Annotated in this window: 16 protein-coding genes; all 16 read left to right on the plus strand. The window is 61.0% G+C overall.

The window, feature by feature from the left end:
* Positions 1-9 precede the first annotated feature (9 nt).
* The 16 genes from CNX70_RS03755 (at position 10) to CNX70_RS03830 (ending at position 15,847) form a co-directional block, all read left to right on the plus strand.
* Complete coding sequence (locus CNX70_RS03755; RefSeq protein ID WP_096233550.1) at positions 10-954, plus strand: Tim44 domain-containing protein; 945 nt, start codon at positions 10-12, stop codon at positions 952-954.
* 152 nt (positions 955-1,106) lie between these two features.
* Positions 1,107-1,745 carry a ubiquinone biosynthesis accessory factor UbiJ gene (locus CNX70_RS03760; RefSeq protein WP_244199026.1) on the plus strand — a complete coding sequence of 213 codons (639 nt, stop codon included), beginning with the start codon at positions 1,107-1,109 and terminating at the stop codon, positions 1,743-1,745.
* Complete coding sequence (ubiB, locus tag CNX70_RS03765; RefSeq protein WP_096233554.1) at positions 1,742-3,313, plus strand: ubiquinone biosynthesis regulatory protein kinase UbiB; 1,572 nt, start codon at positions 1,742-1,744, stop codon at positions 3,311-3,313. The genes CNX70_RS03760 and ubiB overlap by 4 nt, the downstream gene beginning before the upstream one ends.
* Before the next feature lie 19 nt (positions 3,314-3,332).
* Positions 3,333-3,935, plus strand: a complete 603-nt coding sequence (locus tag CNX70_RS03770; protein WP_096233556.1) for a methyltransferase — start codon at positions 3,333-3,335, stop codon at positions 3,933-3,935.
* A 90-nt stretch (positions 3,936-4,025) separates the two neighbouring features.
* On the plus strand, positions 4,026-4,334 hold the full coding sequence (locus CNX70_RS03775) for an FmdB family zinc ribbon protein (protein ID WP_071079705.1): 309 nt from the start codon (positions 4,026-4,028) through the stop codon (positions 4,332-4,334).
* Positions 4,335-4,374: 40 nt separating this feature from the next.
* On the plus strand, positions 4,375-5,016 hold the full coding sequence (locus CNX70_RS03780; protein WP_096233558.1) for a DUF502 domain-containing protein: 642 nt from the start codon (positions 4,375-4,377) through the stop codon (positions 5,014-5,016).
* Positions 5,017-5,079: 63 nt separating this feature from the next.
* Entirely contained in the window at positions 5,080-6,882 is a 1,803-nt protein-coding gene (gene aspS, locus CNX70_RS03785; RefSeq protein ID WP_167389606.1) for an aspartate--tRNA ligase, read from the plus strand.
* Between the two features lie 78 nt (positions 6,883-6,960).
* On the plus strand, positions 6,961-7,425 hold the full coding sequence (gene nudB / locus CNX70_RS03790; RefSeq protein ID WP_096233562.1) for a dihydroneopterin triphosphate diphosphatase: 465 nt from the start codon (positions 6,961-6,963) through the stop codon (positions 7,423-7,425).
* Positions 7,426-7,444: 19 nt separating this feature from the next.
* Positions 7,445-7,738: a hypothetical protein gene (locus CNX70_RS03795; protein ID WP_072457749.1), complete on the plus strand. Its 294-nt coding sequence runs from the start codon at positions 7,445-7,447 to the stop codon at positions 7,736-7,738.
* 73 nt (positions 7,739-7,811) lie between these two features.
* Entirely contained in the window at positions 7,812-8,633 is an 822-nt protein-coding gene (locus CNX70_RS03800) for an endonuclease/exonuclease/phosphatase family protein (RefSeq protein WP_071079700.1), read from the plus strand.
* 9 nt (positions 8,634-8,642) lie between these two features.
* Positions 8,643-9,806, plus strand: coding sequence for a cardiolipin synthase ClsB (gene clsB, locus CNX70_RS03805; RefSeq protein ID WP_096233564.1), 1,164 nt, complete (start codon positions 8,643-8,645; stop codon positions 9,804-9,806).
* Positions 9,803-10,192, plus strand: coding sequence for an RNA-binding S4 domain-containing protein (locus CNX70_RS03810; protein ID WP_096233566.1), 390 nt, complete (start codon positions 9,803-9,805; stop codon positions 10,190-10,192). Before clsB ends, CNX70_RS03810 begins: the two co-directional genes overlap by 4 nt.
* Positions 10,193-10,450: 258 nt before the next feature.
* Complete coding sequence (locus CNX70_RS03815) at positions 10,451-11,053, plus strand: TetR/AcrR family transcriptional regulator (protein ID WP_096233568.1); 603 nt, start codon at positions 10,451-10,453, stop codon at positions 11,051-11,053.
* A gap of 80 nt (positions 11,054-11,133) precedes the next feature.
* Positions 11,134-12,924 carry an acyl-CoA dehydrogenase C-terminal domain-containing protein gene (locus CNX70_RS03820; protein WP_096233570.1) on the plus strand — a complete coding sequence of 597 codons (1,791 nt, stop codon included), beginning with the start codon at positions 11,134-11,136 and terminating at the stop codon, positions 12,922-12,924.
* Between the two features lie 14 nt (positions 12,925-12,938).
* Positions 12,939-15,338, plus strand: a complete 2,400-nt coding sequence (locus CNX70_RS03825) for a 3-hydroxyacyl-CoA dehydrogenase/enoyl-CoA hydratase family protein (RefSeq protein WP_096233572.1) — start codon at positions 12,939-12,941, stop codon at positions 15,336-15,338.
* A gap of 11 nt (positions 15,339-15,349) precedes the next feature.
* Positions 15,350-15,847 carry a PaaI family thioesterase gene (locus CNX70_RS03830; RefSeq protein ID WP_243420105.1) on the plus strand — a complete coding sequence of 166 codons (498 nt, stop codon included), beginning with the start codon at positions 15,350-15,352 and terminating at the stop codon, positions 15,845-15,847.
* Positions 15,848-15,876 lie beyond the last annotated feature (29 nt).

A 15,876-nucleotide genomic window follows, 5' to 3' on the forward strand; every position in this document is an offset into this window, starting at 1 on the left:
GGAGATGGAATGAAATTGAAGAAATTTATGGTCGGCATGATGCTGGCCGCGACCACGGTATCCATGCTGGGCGAGGCGCTGGCCCGTCCGATGGGCGGTGGCCGTTCGTTTGGCCGCCAGTCGCAAAACGTGGGCCGCCAGGCGCCCGCACCGGCGCCGACCCCGGCACCGGCTGCCACGCCACGCCAGGCGCAACCTGCGCCAGCCCCGGCACCGGCACCTGCCGCCAAGGCACCGAGCCGCTGGAAGGGTTTGTTGGGCGGCGCACTGCTGGGCCTGGGCCTAGGCGCGCTGCTGTCGCATTTCGGCCTGGGCGGCGCCCTGGCCAGCATGATCAGTACCCTGCTGATGGTGGCTTTGCTGGCCGGCGTGGCTTACTTCATCTACCGCATGGTGCGCGGCAAGCGCGACAGCAATGCCAACTCGGGCAATGCGCCGTTCGCCGGCTTCGGCAACCAGCCTGCACCGGCCGGCAACGTGCCCGACATCGGTTCGGGCATTCCACCGCTGCCGCCGCTTCAACCTGTCTCGTCTGGCGTAGGCCTGGACAAGCCGGCACCGGCTGCCGCGCCATGGGGCGTGCCTGCCGACTTCGACAAGGAAGCCTTCCTGCGCCACGCGAAAAGCAATTTCATTCGCCTGCAAGCGGCCTGGGACAAGGCGGACGTCAACGATATCCGTGAATTCACGTCGCCGGAAGTGTATGCGGAACTGCGCATGCAAATCCAGGAACGGGGCGCGCAGCCAGACTTTACCGATGTCGTCACCATTGATGCCGAATTGCTGGGCATCGAGACGAGCGTCAACGACTACCTGGCCAGCGTGAAGTTTACGGGCCTGATCCGTTCGGCGCCGGGCGCGGCAGCGGAACCGTTCGCGGAAGTGTGGAATATGTCGAAACCCGTCAGCGGCAACAGCGGCTGGGTCTTGGCAGGCATTCAGCAATTGAATTAATTGTCAAGACTTGCTGAATAATGGCTTAAGTTCATGCGCAATGCATGATGCTTGACAGATATTTCCTGCCGAACTGGTAAGATCGAAACCGCCCACGTTGTTTTACGGGCGGTTTTTTCTTTTTAGGGGCGCGCGCGGCGCGCAGTATATAGATGGCACCATTTTCCGATCTCTCCCTGATGACGCCCGTCATCGCGACCATCAACCATTTGCTGGCGCAAGAGCCGTGGGCGCGCCAGCAGTTGGCCGTGCACGCCGGCAAGCTGGCCTGCATCGACACGGGCGCCGTAGCCTTGCGCCTGCGTGTCGACAGCGCCGGCATGCTGGCAGCGGCGCCGGCCGATATGCCGGCCAATGTCACCATCCGCGTCAAATTGTCCGACGTGCCGCTGATCCTGCAAAACCGCGAGCGGGCGTTTTCGTATGTAAAAATCGAAGGCGATGCCGAGTTTGCCAATGCGATTTCGCAATTGAGCAAGGGTTTGCGCTGGGAAGCCGAGCACGACCTGGAAAAAGTACTCGGTCCCATGCTGGCTATGCGCCTTGTTTCCGGTGCGAAAGATGCCGCCGCCTTTGTGCGCACGGGCCAGCAAAAGCTGGCGGAAAACGTGGCTGAATATTTTCTCGACGAACAGCCCATGCTGATCCGTCCTGCTACCCTGCAAGAGTATTCCGCTGGCGTGACGCGCGTGCGCGATGATGTCGAACGCCTGGCCAAGCGCCTTGCCCGGCTGGAAAAGGCGGCCGCCGCCCTCCAGCCGCAGTCCTCCTCACCGGATTTGTCTACATGATATTGAAATTTCTGCGCCTGTTTAAAATCATCCGTGTTTCCATTAAGTACGGTCTGGATGAGATAGCGATTTCTGGTCTGCAAGTTCCCCGCACCGCCAAATTGATCGACACCCTGATTTTCTGGCGCGACCTGTCGTCGCCACGGGGCCTGCGCCTGCGCCTGGCGCTGGAAGAGCTGGGCCCCATTTTCGTGAAATTCGGGCAAGTGCTGTCGACCCGGCGCGATCTGATGCCGCTCGACATCGCCGAAGAACTGGCGCGCCTGCAAGACCGCGTGCCGCCGTTCGATTCCGACCTGGCCATCGCGCAGATCGTCAAGTCGCTGGGCGCGCACCCGGATCAATTGTTTGCCAGCTTCGAGCGCGAGCCGGTGGCGTCCGCCTCTATTGCCCAAGTGCACTTCGCCACCCTGAAAGATGGCCGCGAAGTGGCCGTGAAGGTCTTGCGTCCAGGCATGAAAAAGCTGATCGACGAAGACGTGGCCCTGATGCATATCGCGGCCGACTGGACCAGCCGCCTGTGGGCCGACAGCAAGCGCCTGAAACCCAAGGAAGTGGTGGGCGAGTTCGACAAATACCTGCACGACGAGCTGGACCTGATGCGCGAGGCGGCCAACGCCAGCCAGCTGCGCCGTAACTTCGCCAATTCGGACTTGCTGCTGGTGCCGGAAATGCACTGGGATTATTGCTCCAGCAGCGTCATCGTCATGGAACGCATGGTGGGCATTCCCGTGTCGCAGATCGACCGTCTGGTGGCGGCCGGCGTGGATTTGCGCAAGCTCTCCAGCGATGGCGTGGAGATTTTCTTCACACAAGTGTTCCGCGACGGCTTTTTCCATGCGGATATGCATCCGGGGAATATTCTCGTGTCGATCGCGCCCGAATCGTTCGGCCGCTACATCGCGCTGGACTTCGGCATCGTGGGCACGTTGAACGATTACGACAAGGATTATCTGTCGCAAAACTTCCTCGCCTTCTTCCGCCGCGACTACAAGCGCGTGGCCGAGGCGCACATCGAATCGGGCTGGGCGCCAAAAGACACGCGTGTCGATGAACTGGAAGCGGCCGTGCGCGCCTGCTGCGAACCGATCTTCGACCGTCCGCTGAAAGATATTTCTTTTGGGCAAGTATTGCTGCGGCTGTTCCAGACCTCGCGCCGCTTCAATGTGGAAGTGCAGCCGCAGTTGGTGCTGTTGCAAAAGACCCTGCTCAATATCGAGGGCCTGGGCCGCCAGCTGGATCCGGAACTGGATCTGTGGCAAACGGCCAAGCCGTATCTGGAAAAATGGATGAGCAACCAGGTGGGGCCGCAAGGCTTCATGGAACGCCTGCGCGCCGAGGCGCCCCGCTATGCGCACATCTTCCCGCAATTGCCGCGTTTGCTGCACCAGGCCTTGACGGTGCATGGCGAGCCGCGCGAAAACGATGTGGAATTGATGAAAACCTTGCTGGCGGAACAACGCCAGACGAACCGCTTGCTGAGTTTTATCGTGTACTTCGTGGGCGCTTTCGCGCTCGGCGCGCTGGGCTTGCAAGTGTTCATGCGCTGGCATCAACTGCCGTTTTAACTGGATCAGGACGTAAGTGATGGCTAACTTCCAAACCCGCGATCCGCTCTCGCCGGCCTTCTGGGACGAGCGTTTCGAGAAGCAATTTACGCCTTGGGACCAGGGCGGCGTGCCTGCGCGTTTGCGCCGCTTCGTTGCCGACAGTCCGGCGCCGCTGCGCTGCCTGATTCCCGGCTGCGGCTCGGCCTATGAACTGGTCTTCATGCTCGATCACGGCTGGGATGCCATGGCCATCGACTTTTCGCCGGCCGCCGTGGCCGCCGCGCGCGCCGTCGTCGGTGCGCGGGCAGGGCAGGTGGTGGAAGCCGATTTCTTCGCCTGGCAGCCAGCAGCGCCGCTGGACCTGATCTATGAACGGGCCTTCCTGTGCGCCATGCCGCGCGCCATGTGGCCGCAAGTGGCGGCCCGCTGGGCGCAACTGCTGGCGCCGGGCGCCATGCTGGCCGGCTACTTTTTCTTTGACGACAATGCCAAGGGACCGCCGTTCGGCATGTCGCGTGAGCAATTGCAGGCCTTGCTGGCGCCGCATTTCGACTGCCTGGCCGATGAGGCCGTGGACGATTCCATCGCCGTCTTCGCCGGCAAGGAACGCTGGATGAGCTGGCGCCGCCGGGCGGACTGAGGCTAGCGGCTGAGCGAGCGGGCATTTTCCGCTGGGAATGGCGGAAAAGCTTTATAATTCAGGGTTTTTGATGATTTTCTCGGAGTAGAGATGCCGATTTATGCTTACCGTTGTGACGAGTGTGGTTTTGCCAAGGACGTCTTGCAAAAGATCTCCGATCCAGTACTGACGGTGTGCCTGTCGTGCGGCAAGCCCAGTTTCAAGAAACAATTGACGGCCGCCGGTTTCCAATTGAAGGGCACTGGCTGGTACGCGACCGATTTCCGTGGCGGCACGGCGCCCACCACGGCCATTCCGACGGGCCCGGCCGATGGCGCCAAGCCCGCCCCGGCTGCCGAGAGCGCGCCTGCCGCGGCGCCTGCGTCCGCCCCGGCTGCCGCTGCGCCGAAAGCGGACTGACAAGCGCGCCGCGCCGATACGTTCCATTACCGAGAAACCGATGCGTAAATACTTTATTACCGGATTACTGATTTTGGTACCCCTGGCCATTACGGCCTGGGTCTTGAATCTGGTGATCAGCACGATGGACCAGTCGCTGTTGCTGGTGCCCGGCAGTACGAAGCCCAGCGTCTGGTTCGGCCACCAGCTTCCCGCGCTGAGCACCATTCCAGGGCTGGGCACGGTATTGACGGTACTGATCGTGTTCTTCACGGGCTTGCTGACGAATAACCTGGTCGGCAACTATGTGGTGAAGCTGTGGGAAAAATTGCTGCAACGCATACCCATCGTCAATTCCCTGTATTCCAGCGTCAAGCAAGTGTCCGATACCTTGTTTTCCCCGTCGGGCAATGCCTTCCGCAAGGCTGTACTGGTGCCGTATCCGCATCAGAATTCCTGGACCATCGCTTTCCTGACGGGCGTGCCGGGCGGCGATGCGGCGAATCACCTGGTAGGCGACTATGTCAGCGTGTACGTGCCGACGACGCCGAATCCGACATCGGGCTTTTTCCTGATGATGAAACGTAGCGATGTCGTCGAACTCGACATGAGCGTCGATGCGGCGCTCAAATATATCGTCTCGATGGGCGTGGTAGCGCCTGCGGAAGTTGTTGCTGTACCGGCCCCGGCAGCCAAAGAATAAAGGCAGGCGTCCCACGCGGGACGTGGCCGGATTGAACACTCACTAACCTGAACTGAGAATTTTATGTCTATGCGTACTGAATACTGCGGCCTCGTCACCGAAGCCATGCTGGGACAAACCGTCAGCCTGTGCGGCTGGGTACATCGCCGCCGCGACCACGGCAGCCTGATTTTCATCGACTTGCGCGACCGTGAAGGCCTGGTGCAAATCGTCTGCAACCCGGAACAAGCGGAAATGTTCAAGGTCGCCGAAGCCGTGCGCAATGAATTCTGCCTGCGCGTGACGGGCGTCGTGACGAACCGTATCGACGGCACCATCAACAACAACCTGAAATCGGGCAAGATCGAAGTGGTCTGCTCGGAACTGGAAGTGCTGAACCCGTCCGTGCCCGTGCCGTTCCAGCTCGATGACGACAACCTGTCGGAAACGACGCGTCTGACGCACCGCGTGCTGGACCTGCGCCGCCCGCAAATGCAGAACAACCTGCGCCTGCGCTACAAGGTAACGATGGAAGTGCGCAAGTACCTCGACGCGCTGGGCTTCATCGACATCGAAACGCCGATGCTGACCAAGTCCACGCCAGAAGGCGCGCGCGACTACCTGGTGCCGTCGCGCGTCAACGCGGGCAGCTTCTTCGCCTTGCCGCAATCGCCGCAGTTGTTCAAGCAACTGTTGATGGTCGCTAACTTTGACCGTTACTACCAGATCACCAAGTGCTTCCGCGACGAAGACTTGCGCGCTGACCGCCAGCCTGAATTCACGCAGATCGATTGCGAAACCTCGTTCCTGACGGAACAGGAAATCCGCGACCTGTTCGAAGACATGATCCGCGTCGTCTTCAAGAACACCCTGAACATCGACTTGCCGAACCCGTTCCCGGTAATGGATTTCGCCGAAGCGATGGGCCTGTATGGTTCCGACAAGCCGGACATGCGCGTCAAGCTGGCCTTCACGGACTTGACCGACATCATGAAAACGGTCGAGTTCAAGGTCTTCAACGGCGCCGCCAACATGAAGGGCGGCCGCGTGGTGGCCCTGCGCGTACCGCAAGGCGGCAGCATGCCGCGTTCGGAAATCGATGCTTACACGCAATTTGTCGCCATCTACGGCGCCAAGGGCCTCGCTTACATCAAGGTCAACGAGAAGGCCAAGGGCCCTGAAGGCTTGCAATCGCCGATCGTCAAGTTCCTGCCTGCCGACGTGCTGGCCACGATTCTCGAGCAGACGGGCGCGCAAGACGGCGACCTGATCTTCTTTGGCGCCGACAAGGCCAAGGTCGTCAACGACGCCATCGGCGCGCTGCGCGTGAAAATCGGTCACAGCGAGTTCGGCAAGAAAGCCGGCCTGTTCGAGGACGTGTGGAAGCCATTGTGGGTGGTCGACTTCCCGATGTTTGAACACGACGAAGAAGCGGACCGCTGGACGGCAACCCACCATCCATTCACGGCGCCGAAAGACGGCCATGAAGACATGCTGGAAACCAATCCGGGCGCCTGCATCGCCAAGGCCTACGACATGGTCTTGAACGGCTGGGAACTGGGTGGCGGTTCGATCCGTATCCACCGCGAAGAAGTGCAAAGCAAGGTCTTCCGCGCATTGAAAATCGATGCCGAAGAAGCGCAGCTGAAGTTCGGCTTCCTGCTCGACGCCCTGCAATACGGCGCGCCACCGCATGGCGGCCTGGCATTCGGCCTGGACCGTATCGTGACCATGATGACGGGTTCCGATTCGATCCGCGACGTGATCGCCTTCCCGAAAACCCAGCGCGCCCAGTGTCTGCTGACACAAGCGCCGTCGGAAGTGGACGAGAAGCAATTGCGCGAACTGCACATCCGTTTACGCGGCGCCGAGCCAAAAGTAGCGTAATGCAGCATGCGGCCGCTGCGGCGGCCGCTGTTTGATAATGCTATGCAAAAAAAGGCGCTTTAAGGCGCCTTTGTTGATATGACTCATAAAATTCCCGTTTCCGTGCTGGTCGTCATTCATACGGCTGATCTGGACGTCTTGCTGATCGAGCGCGCGGGCCAGCCCGGTTTCTGGCAATCGGTGACCGGTTCCGTCGATGCCGTCGACGAACCGCTGCTGCAGACGGCCGCGCGCGAATTGTGCGAGGAGACCGGCATCGTCGTCGATGGACAGCACATCGTGCTGCGCGACTGGAACTTGTCGAATGTGTACGAGATCTATCCGATCTGGCGCCACCGCTATGCGCCCGGCGTGACGCGCAACACGGAACACGTGTTCAGCGTGCAAGTGCCGCGCGACACGCTGATTACGCTGAGTCCCCGCGAACACCTGCATTACGCGTGGCTGCCGTACCTGGCGGCGGCCGACCGGTGTTTTTCCTCTTCCAATGCGGAAGCGATTTTGCAATTGCCGGCCATGACGGGCCTGGCGCGTCCCACCTGATTTCCCTAGAAAGCATTCCATGTTGAACTGGTTACACTTGACTGCGCAGCAAAAACTGCTGGGCACCCTGGGCATCGTTTTCTGCCTGTGCTTCATTTTTCTGCTGTTCAGCTCCACCGTGCCCGGCCGCACGCCGCCCATCGGCATGCCGCTGATGGCGATTGGCTGGCTGCTGCATCCGGGCGCCTTTGCCAAGGGCAAGCGCACCGTGGCCTGGCGCGGCGCACCGTTGCTGGTCAAGATCGTCTGGGCGGCCGGCATTACCGCGCTGCTCGTCAGCGTGACGGCGGGCGTGGGACGCATGCTGGCGTGATTGTGTGCGTTTAGGTGCGCACGCGCACCTACGTTGGCGCCGCGCGGGGCGTGTCTGGGAGTAGAATCATGGCATGAAAATCCGCGTAGCAACTTATAATATACACAAGGGTGTCTCCTCCGTGCGGGGTTTGCCCAGGGTGCACGCCTTGAAGCAGGCGATCGCTCTCTTCAATGCCGATGTCGTCTTTTTGCAGGAAGTGCAAGGCAAGCATGACCGCAATGCGGCCCGCTATGGCGCCGAGAACAACGGCCACAAGCATTGGCCGGAAGCGTCGCAGCATGAATTCTTTGCCGGCGCCGAACACCATTCCGCGTATGGCATGAATGCCGTGTATGACCATGGCCACCACGGCAACGCTTTGCTGAGCAAGTTTCCCATCGCCTCGCAAACCAACCACGACGTCTCCGACCATGCCTACGAGCAGCGCGGCATCCTGCATTGCGTGCTCAAGACGCCGCAGGCCGACGTGCACTGCTATGTCGTGCACCTGGGCCTGTTCGAATCGGGGCGGGGCCGCCAGACGCAGGCGCTGATCGACGCCGTCCTGGAATCGGCGCCGAATGGCGAGCCCGTCATCATCGCGGGCGATTTCAACGACTGGCGCAACACGCTCAGCGACAAGCTGCGCAATGCGCTCGGCGTGGTCGAGGTATTCGACCAGCGCGCGTCGAACTCGGCCCTGGGCGACCTGGTACGCACCCTGGCGCGGCGCCAGACGAAAACACCGGTCCCCGTACCGGCGCGCACCTTTCCCGCCGCCTTGCCGTGGTTCCGCCTGGACCGCATCTATGTGCGCGGTTTCCACGTGGAAGGCGCGCAAGTGATGCATGGCACGCTGTGGGCAAAACTGTCGGACCACGCGCCGATCGTTGCTGCCTTGAAACTCGCGTAGGCTGCTCGCATGCGCACAGTCAATTTCATCGCCCACAACGACATCCAGCTGCTGTATTGCGGCACCGATTACTTTCCCGCGTTGATAGCCGCCATCGATGGCGCGCGCTCGGAAGTGTATTTCGAGACGTATATCTTTGCCGATGACGCCACGGGCACCCTGGTGCTCGATGCCCTGAAACGCGCGGCCGCGCGCGGCGTGCTGGTGTGCATGATCACGGACTGGTTTGGCACGGGCAACCGCCGCGTGAAAGCCATGCATGCGCAGCTGGAAGCGGCCGGCGTGCACCACCGCATCTTCAACCCCTGGTTCCGGCGCGGCATCACGCGCACGCACCGCAAGATCTGCGTCGCCGATGGAGAAATTGCCCTGGTGGGCGGCATCAATATCAACGACGACATGTTTTGCGACTATGACCACAGCATCAGCCTGGAAGCGCCGCGCTGGGATTTCGCCGTGCAGGTGAAGGGCCCGCTGGTGGACGCCATCCATGAGGAAGTGCAGGCGCAGTGGGCAAGATTGGGAAAAATGAACCTGGTGCGGCGTATCAAGCTGTACCGCAAGATGCGCGTGGTCAGCAAGGAACTGGCGAAGAACCCCGTCGTGGCCGGCTTTGTCGTGCGCGACAACCTGCGCAACCGCCGTACCATCCAGCGCGCCTACCTGCAGGCGCTGGGCCAGGCGCGCAAGAGCGTGATGCTGGCCAACCCGTATTTCGCGCCCGGGCACAAGCTGCGCCACGCCCTGGCCCAGGCGGCCCAGCGGGGCGTCGACGTGGTGCTGTTGATCGGCGTGGGCGAATTTCGCATGCAAGATGCCGTGGCGCACTCGTTCTATCCGAAACTGCTGGCTGCCGGCGTGAAAATCGTCGAATACCGCAAGACGCAGCTGCACGCCAAGGTGGCCGTGGTCGACGATGACTGGGCGACAGTGGGTTCGAGCAATATTGACGCGCTGAGCCTGTTCCTGAATCAGGAAGCGAACGTGGTCATCAAGGACGTGGCCTTCGCGCAAAGCCTGCGCCAGCACATCGAGCAGGGCGTGGCCGACGGCATCGTGATTCACCAGGACGATTTCAAGCACATCGGCCGTGTCCGGCGCATCGGCTACGAAGCCGCCTTCCTCGTGTACCGGCTGGTGATGCGCATTTTTTCAGTAGGCAAGTACGCATGAACGAGATGACAACGGTAAGGCTGGATAAATGGCTGTGGGCGGCGCGCTTCTTCAAGACGCGCTCCTTGGCCAGCGAAGCCGTCGATACGGGCAAGGTCAAAGTGGGCGGCGAGCGCGTGAAACCGGCGCGCAGCCTGCGCGTGGGCGACGAGCTGGCCATCGACAATGGCGCGGAAACCTGGGAAGTGGCCGTGCTGGGCCTGTCCGACAAGCGCGGCGCGGCGCCTGTGGCGCGTCTGCTGTACGGCGAAACGCCGGCCAGCATCGCCCGCCGCGAGCAGCTGGCGGAGGAGCGCAAGCTGTTCCGTGAGCCGGGCACCACCATCAAAGGGCGGCCGACCAAGCGCGACCGCCGTCAATTGAGCAAGGCAGGCGGCCTCGACTGAGGCGCGCTTGTTGCTGTCATGCAAGGGCGCGCACCGCTTTTGCCTGCCTGAAATCGCTACAAACACGCGGCCAAAAAATGCTGCGCTGCACCAATAGAACACCGGCTCTAAAGTTCCCGTTTGACTTTTACGTGGTAGTGGATAATAGTACGAGCGTTCGGATTTTTTCGGAGCGTGCTTTTTTTTACCCTCGCTTCAGTCCGCCAAATCGGCAACATCACTTTTAGAACGGACCTCTTGAATACTTCAGTCAAATTCATGCGCAAGGGCGAACTGACCCGTGCAGCCATCCTCGACGTGGCGCTGGACTTGTCCAGCCGCGACGGCCTGGAAGGCCTGACCATTGGGCTGCTTGCGGACAAAATGAACATGAGCAAGTCGGGCGTGTTTGCCCACTTTGGCTCGCGCGAAGACTTGCAGATGGAAGTGCTGAAGCTCTACCACTATCGTTTCGAGCAAGAAGTCTTTTTTCCCAGCATGAAAGAGCCACGCGGCATCCAGCGCCTGCAATCGATGTTTGCGCGCTGGGTCAAGCGGGTCAGCGTGGAAATCGCTTCCGGCTGCATCTATATCAGCGGCGCCGTCGAGTATGACGACCGTCCCGGCCCCATCCGCGACTCCCTGGTGGCCATGGTACGGGCCTGGCAAGGCGCGCTGCTGCGCTGTGTCGAGCAATCGATCGCCACGGGCGACCTGAAGGCGGACACGGACGCCCAGCAGTTGGTGTACGAGATGTATGGCCTGATCCTGGCCCTGCATCACGATGCGCGCTTCCTGCGCGTGCCGGGCAGCATCGAACGGGCGCAAGCGGGCTTTATCCGCCTGCTGGCGTCGTACCAGAATTCCGTCACAAGCAAATAAGCCGTCAGGCAGTATCCGCAGCAACGCACACGCAGTTCACAAGTACAACACTTTAGCTAAACGCCTTCAGGAGAAAAATTATGGGTCAATACGTCGCGCCAATCCGGGATATGCAATTCGTTCTGCATGAGTTCCTGCAAGTGGAAGAAGAACTGAAGCAAATGCCGTCGTACGCCGACGTCGACGCCGATATCATCAACCAGGTACTGGAAGAGGGCGGCAAGTTCACTTCCGAAGTATTGTTCCCCCTGAATCACTCCGGCGACCGCGAAGGCTGCCACCACGATCCCGTCACGAAAAGCGTGACCACGCCTAAAGGCTTTAAAGAAGCCTACAAGCAGTACGTCGAAGGCGGCTGGGCGGCCTTGGCTTGCGATCCGCAATATGGCGGCCAGGGCTTGCCTGTCGTGCTGAACAACTCGTTCTATGAAATGCTGAACTCGTCGAATCAGGCCTGGTCCATGTACCCTGGCTTGTCGCACGGCGCCTACGAGTGCTTGAAGGAACACGGCACCGACCACCAGAAGGAAGTGTATCTGCCGAAACTGGTGTCGGGCGAATGGACGGGCACCATGTGCCTGACCGAACCGCACTGCGGCACCGACCTGGGCCTGCTGCGCTCGAAGGCGCTGCCTGAGGCGGACGGTTCCTGGACCATCACCGGCAACAAGATCTTCATCTCGGCCGGCGAGCACGACATGGCGGAAAACATCCTGCACCTGGTGCTGGCCCGCGTGCCGGACGCGCCGGAAGGCTCGAAAGGCATCTCGCTGTTCCTGGTGCCGAAATTCCTGCCGAACGCGGACGGTACGGTCGGTGAGCGCAACCCGATCACCTGCGGCGCCATCGAAGAAAAAATGGGCATCCACGGCAATTCGACCTGCCAGATGAACCTGGACGGCGCCAAGGGCTGGATCATCGGCCAGCCGAACAAGGGCCTCAACGCCATGTTCGTCTTCATGAACGCGGCCCGCCTGGGCGTGGGCATGCAATCGCTGGGCCTGACGGAAATCGCTTACCAGAATGCACTGATCTACGCCAAGGACCGCACGCAAATGCGTTCGCTGTCCGGCATCAAGAACCCTGAACTGCCGGCCGACCGCATCATCGTGCACCCTGACGTGCGCCGCATGCTGTTGACGGGCAAAGCCTACGCCGAAGGCGCGCGCGCTTTCACTTCCTACGTGGCGCTGCAGATCGACCGCGAACTGCACCACCCGGACGCCGACGTGCGCAAGGAAGCCGCCGACGAAGTGGCGCTGCTGACCCCTGTCATCAAGGCCTTCATTACCGACAACGCCTGGATCGCCACCTCGGAAGCGATGCAAGTGTTCGGCGGCCACGGTTACATCTCGGAGTGGGGCATGGAGCAGTATGTGCGTGACGCGCGCATCAACATGATCTACGAAGGCACGAACACGATCCAGTCGCTGGACCTGCTGGGCCGCAAGATCCTCGGCGACAACGGCGCCAAGCTGCGCAAGTTCGGCGAAAAGATCAAGGCGTTTGTCGAAGACAACGGCACCGATGAAGCGATGAGCGAATTCGTCACCCCACTGGGCGACCTGGGCGACAAAGTCACCAAGCTGACCATGGAAATCGGCATGAAAGCCTTCCAGAATCCTGACGAAGTGGGCGCGGCATGCGTGCCATACCTGCGTGTCGTCGGCCACATGATCTACAGCTACCTGTTCGCGCAGATGGCCAAGATCGCTCTCGAAAAAGAATCCAGCGGCGACACCTTCTACACCGCCAAACTGGCTACCGCACGTTTCTACTTCGCCCGCTTGCAGCCTGAAACGGCAACCCTGATCCGTCAGGCGCGTTCCGGTTCGGCCAACCTGATGGCACTCGACGCAGACCTGTTCTAAGACTTGAGGAAAATATGACCAATTTCATCGTTAAAAAAGTAGCCGTCCTCGGCGCCGGCGTGATGGGCGCGCAGATCGCCGCCCATTGCATCAACGCGAAAGTGCCGGTCGTGCTGTTCGACCTGCCGGCAAAAGAAGGGCCGAAGAATGGCATCGTGCTGCGCGCCATCGAGAACCTGAAAAAACTGTCGCCTGCGCCGTTGGGCAACAAGGATGATGCATCGCTGATCCAGGTCGCCAACTACGAAGACAACCTGGACCTGCTGGCCGGTTGCGACCTGATCATCGAAGCCATCGCCGAGCGCATGGACTGGAAACACGACCTGTATCAAAAGGTCGCACCGCACATCGGCCCGAACGCGATCTTCGCCTCGAACACCTCGGGCCTGTCGATCACCAAGCTGGCCGAAGGCTTCGACGCCGACCTGAAATCGCGCTACTGCGGCGTGCACTTCTTCAACCCGCCGCGCTATATGCACCTGGTCGAGATCATCCCGACCGAGTTCACCAAGCCTGAAATCGCCGACCAGCTGGAAGGCTTTTTGACCACCACCCTGGGCAAGGGCGTCGTGCGCGCCAAGGATACGCCGAACTTCATCGCCAACCGCGTTGGCGTGTTCGGTATCCTGGCCATCGTGCACGAAGCCGAGAAATTCGGTCTGTCCGTGGACGTCGTCGATGACCTGACGGGCTCCAAGCTGGGCCGCGCCAAGTCGGGCACCTTCCGCACGGCGGACGTGGTCGGCCTGGACACCATGGGCCATGTGATCAAGACCATGCAGGACTACCTGCCGAACGACCCGTTCGCTGCCGTCTACAAGACGCCGGCCGTGCTGGCGCAACTGGTGGAAAAAGGCGCGCTGGGCCAGAAGAGCGGCGCGGGCTTCTACAAGAAAGTCGGCAAGGAGATTCAACGCCTCGATTTCGCCACCGGTGAATACGTCGCTGGCGGCGCCAAGGCTGCCGACATCATCGCCCGCATCCTGAAAGAAAAGGATCCGGTCAAGAAGATGAAGGCGCTGCGCGAATCGACGAATCCACAAGGCCAGTTCCTGTGGGCGATCTTCCGCGACGCTTTCCACTACATCGCCATTCATCTGGACACCGTGGCCGACAATGCGCGCGACATCGACTTCGCCATGCGCTGGGGCTTCGGCTGGAACGTCGGTCCGTTTGAAACGTGGCAGGCATCGAACTGGCTGCAAGTGGCCAACTGGGTCAAGGAAGACATCGACGCCGGCCATGCGCTGTGCAATGCACCTTTGCCAGCCTGGGTATTCGAAGGTCCGGTCGCTGAAAAAGGCGGCGTGCACACGCCCGAAGGTTCCTACTCGGCCGTGTCGAACAGCTTCGTACCCCGTTCGAGCCTGGCCGTGTATGACCGCCAGCCATTCCGCGCGCCCGTCCTGGGCAGCGGTGCCATCGACGGCAAGACCGCCGGCACCACCGTGTTTGAAGACGAATCCGTGCGTGTCTGGCATACGGGCGACGATGTCCTGATCATCTCGTTCAAGACCAAGATGCATGTGATCGGCGAAGGCGTGATTAACGGACTCAAGCTCGCGTTGGCAGAAGCGGAGAAGAACTTCAAGGGCCTGGTGATCTGGCACGCCGACGCAGCCGAAGGCGGTGCCTTCTCGGCCGGCGCCGACCTGCAATCGGCCCTGCCGGCGTTCATGCAAGGCGGCGTGAAAGCGGTCGACCCGATCATCGCCGAACTGCAAAACACCTTCATGTCGCTGAAATACGCGAACGTGCCGGTGATCGCTGCAGTCGCTGGCCTGGCCCTGGGCGGCGGTTGTGAGCTGGCGCTGCACTCCTCGAAGCGCGTGGCCTCGATCGAGTCCTACATCGGCCTGGTGGAAGTGGGCGTGGGCCTGATTCCAGCCGGCGGCGGCTTGAAGGAAGCGGCGCAGCGCGCCTACAAGGAAGCCAAGGGTAACGACATCCTGCAATTCCTGAAAACGGGCTTCACCAATGCGGCCACCGCCAACGTGTCGAAATCGGCGCTGGAAGCGAAAAAAATGGGCTACCTGAAAGAAGACGACGTGATCGTGTTCAACGCCTACGAGCTGCTGCACGTGGCCAAGGTCGAAGCGCGCGCCATGTTTGACGCGGGCTTCCGTCCGCAACTGCCGTCGCTGATCCAGGTCACGGGCCGTTACGGCTGGGGCACCATCAAGGCGCAGCTGGTCAACATGCGCGACGGCGGCTTCATTTCGGCGCACGACTTCAAGCTGGGCGAGATGATCGCCGAGATCGTATCGGGCGGCGACGTGGACCAGGGCAGTTTCGTCAGCGAGCAGTGGCTGCTGGATATGGAACGCAAGGCATTCCTGGAGCTGTTGAACCATCCGAAAACCCAGGAACGGATCATGGGCATGATGCAGACCGGTAAGCCGGTACGCAACTAAGCACAACGTCGATGACGATCCTGTCCCTTGTTTTTAAAGTACTGCTGCGCGTGAGGCCAAGCATGGTGTATGACCGTATCAAACAACAGATGATGGACACCTTGCCCTTCGTGCGGCTGCTGGGGATCAGCATCGACGACATCGGCGCCGGCACCTCGAAGGTGTCGATGCCGGACGATCCAAAACTGCATAATCACCTGGGCACGCAGCACGCGGGTGCCTTGTTTACGCTGGCCGAAACGGCGTCCGGCGCGGCCATGGCTGGCGGCTTCGCCGAGCTGATACTGGGCTTGCGCCCGGTGGCCAAGGAGTCGCGCATTCAGTACCAGAAGCTGGCCCGGGGCGCGACGCGCGCCGAAGGCCGGGTACCGGGCGACCTGGCTGCACTGAAGGCGCAGCTGGCACAGGATGGCAAGGTGGCGTTTCCCGTGGCAGTCGATATCTTCGACTCCGAAGGCACGCTGGCGGCACAGGTGACGGTGGACTGGTATTTGTCGCAGAAGCGATAGACCAGCATCCCGGACATTCGACAGAACAC

Source organism: Janthinobacterium svalbardense, from assembly GCF_002327145.1.
Taxonomy (GTDB): domain Bacteria; phylum Pseudomonadota; class Gammaproteobacteria; order Burkholderiales; family Burkholderiaceae_D; genus Janthinobacterium; species Janthinobacterium tructae.

Bases quoted from the DNA above. Each gene is read 5' to 3' on its own strand.
- aspS (WP_167389606.1), top strand. From the start codon at position 5,080: ATGTCTATGCGTACTGAATACTGCGGCCTCGTCACCGAAGCCATGCTG.
- CNX70_RS03780 (WP_096233558.1), top strand. From the start codon at position 4,375: ATGCGTAAATACTTTATTACCGGATTACTGATTTTGGTACCCCTGGCC.
- CNX70_RS03830 (WP_243420105.1), top strand. From the start codon at position 15,350: ATGACGATCCTGTCCCTTGTTTTTAAAGTACTGCTGCGCGTGAGGCCA.
- CNX70_RS03820 (WP_096233570.1), top strand. From the start codon at position 11,134: ATGGGTCAATACGTCGCGCCAATCCGGGATATGCAATTCGTTCTGCAT.
- CNX70_RS03755 (WP_096233550.1), top strand. From the start codon at position 10: ATGAAATTGAAGAAATTTATGGTCGGCATGATGCTGGCCGCGACCACG.
- CNX70_RS03825 (WP_096233572.1), top strand. From the start codon at position 12,939: ATGACCAATTTCATCGTTAAAAAAGTAGCCGTCCTCGGCGCCGGCGTG.
- clsB (WP_096233564.1), top strand. From the start codon at position 8,643: ATGCGCACAGTCAATTTCATCGCCCACAACGACATCCAGCTGCTGTAT.
- CNX70_RS03760 (WP_244199026.1), top strand. From the start codon at position 1,107: ATGGCACCATTTTCCGATCTCTCCCTGATGACGCCCGTCATCGCGACC.
- nudB (WP_096233562.1), top strand. From the start codon at position 6,961: ATGACTCATAAAATTCCCGTTTCCGTGCTGGTCGTCATTCATACGGCT.
- CNX70_RS03810 (WP_096233566.1), top strand. From the start codon at position 9,803: ATGAACGAGATGACAACGGTAAGGCTGGATAAATGGCTGTGGGCGGCG.
- CNX70_RS03800 (WP_071079700.1), top strand. From the start codon at position 7,812: ATGAAAATCCGCGTAGCAACTTATAATATACACAAGGGTGTCTCCTCC.
- CNX70_RS03775 (WP_071079705.1), top strand. From the start codon at position 4,026: ATGCCGATTTATGCTTACCGTTGTGACGAGTGTGGTTTTGCCAAGGAC.
- CNX70_RS03795 (WP_072457749.1), top strand. From the start codon at position 7,445: ATGTTGAACTGGTTACACTTGACTGCGCAGCAAAAACTGCTGGGCACC.
- CNX70_RS03770 (WP_096233556.1), top strand. From the start codon at position 3,333: ATGGCTAACTTCCAAACCCGCGATCCGCTCTCGCCGGCCTTCTGGGAC.
- CNX70_RS03815 (WP_096233568.1), top strand. From the start codon at position 10,451: ATGCGCAAGGGCGAACTGACCCGTGCAGCCATCCTCGACGTGGCGCTG.
- ubiB (WP_096233554.1), top strand. From the start codon at position 1,742: ATGATATTGAAATTTCTGCGCCTGTTTAAAATCATCCGTGTTTCCATT.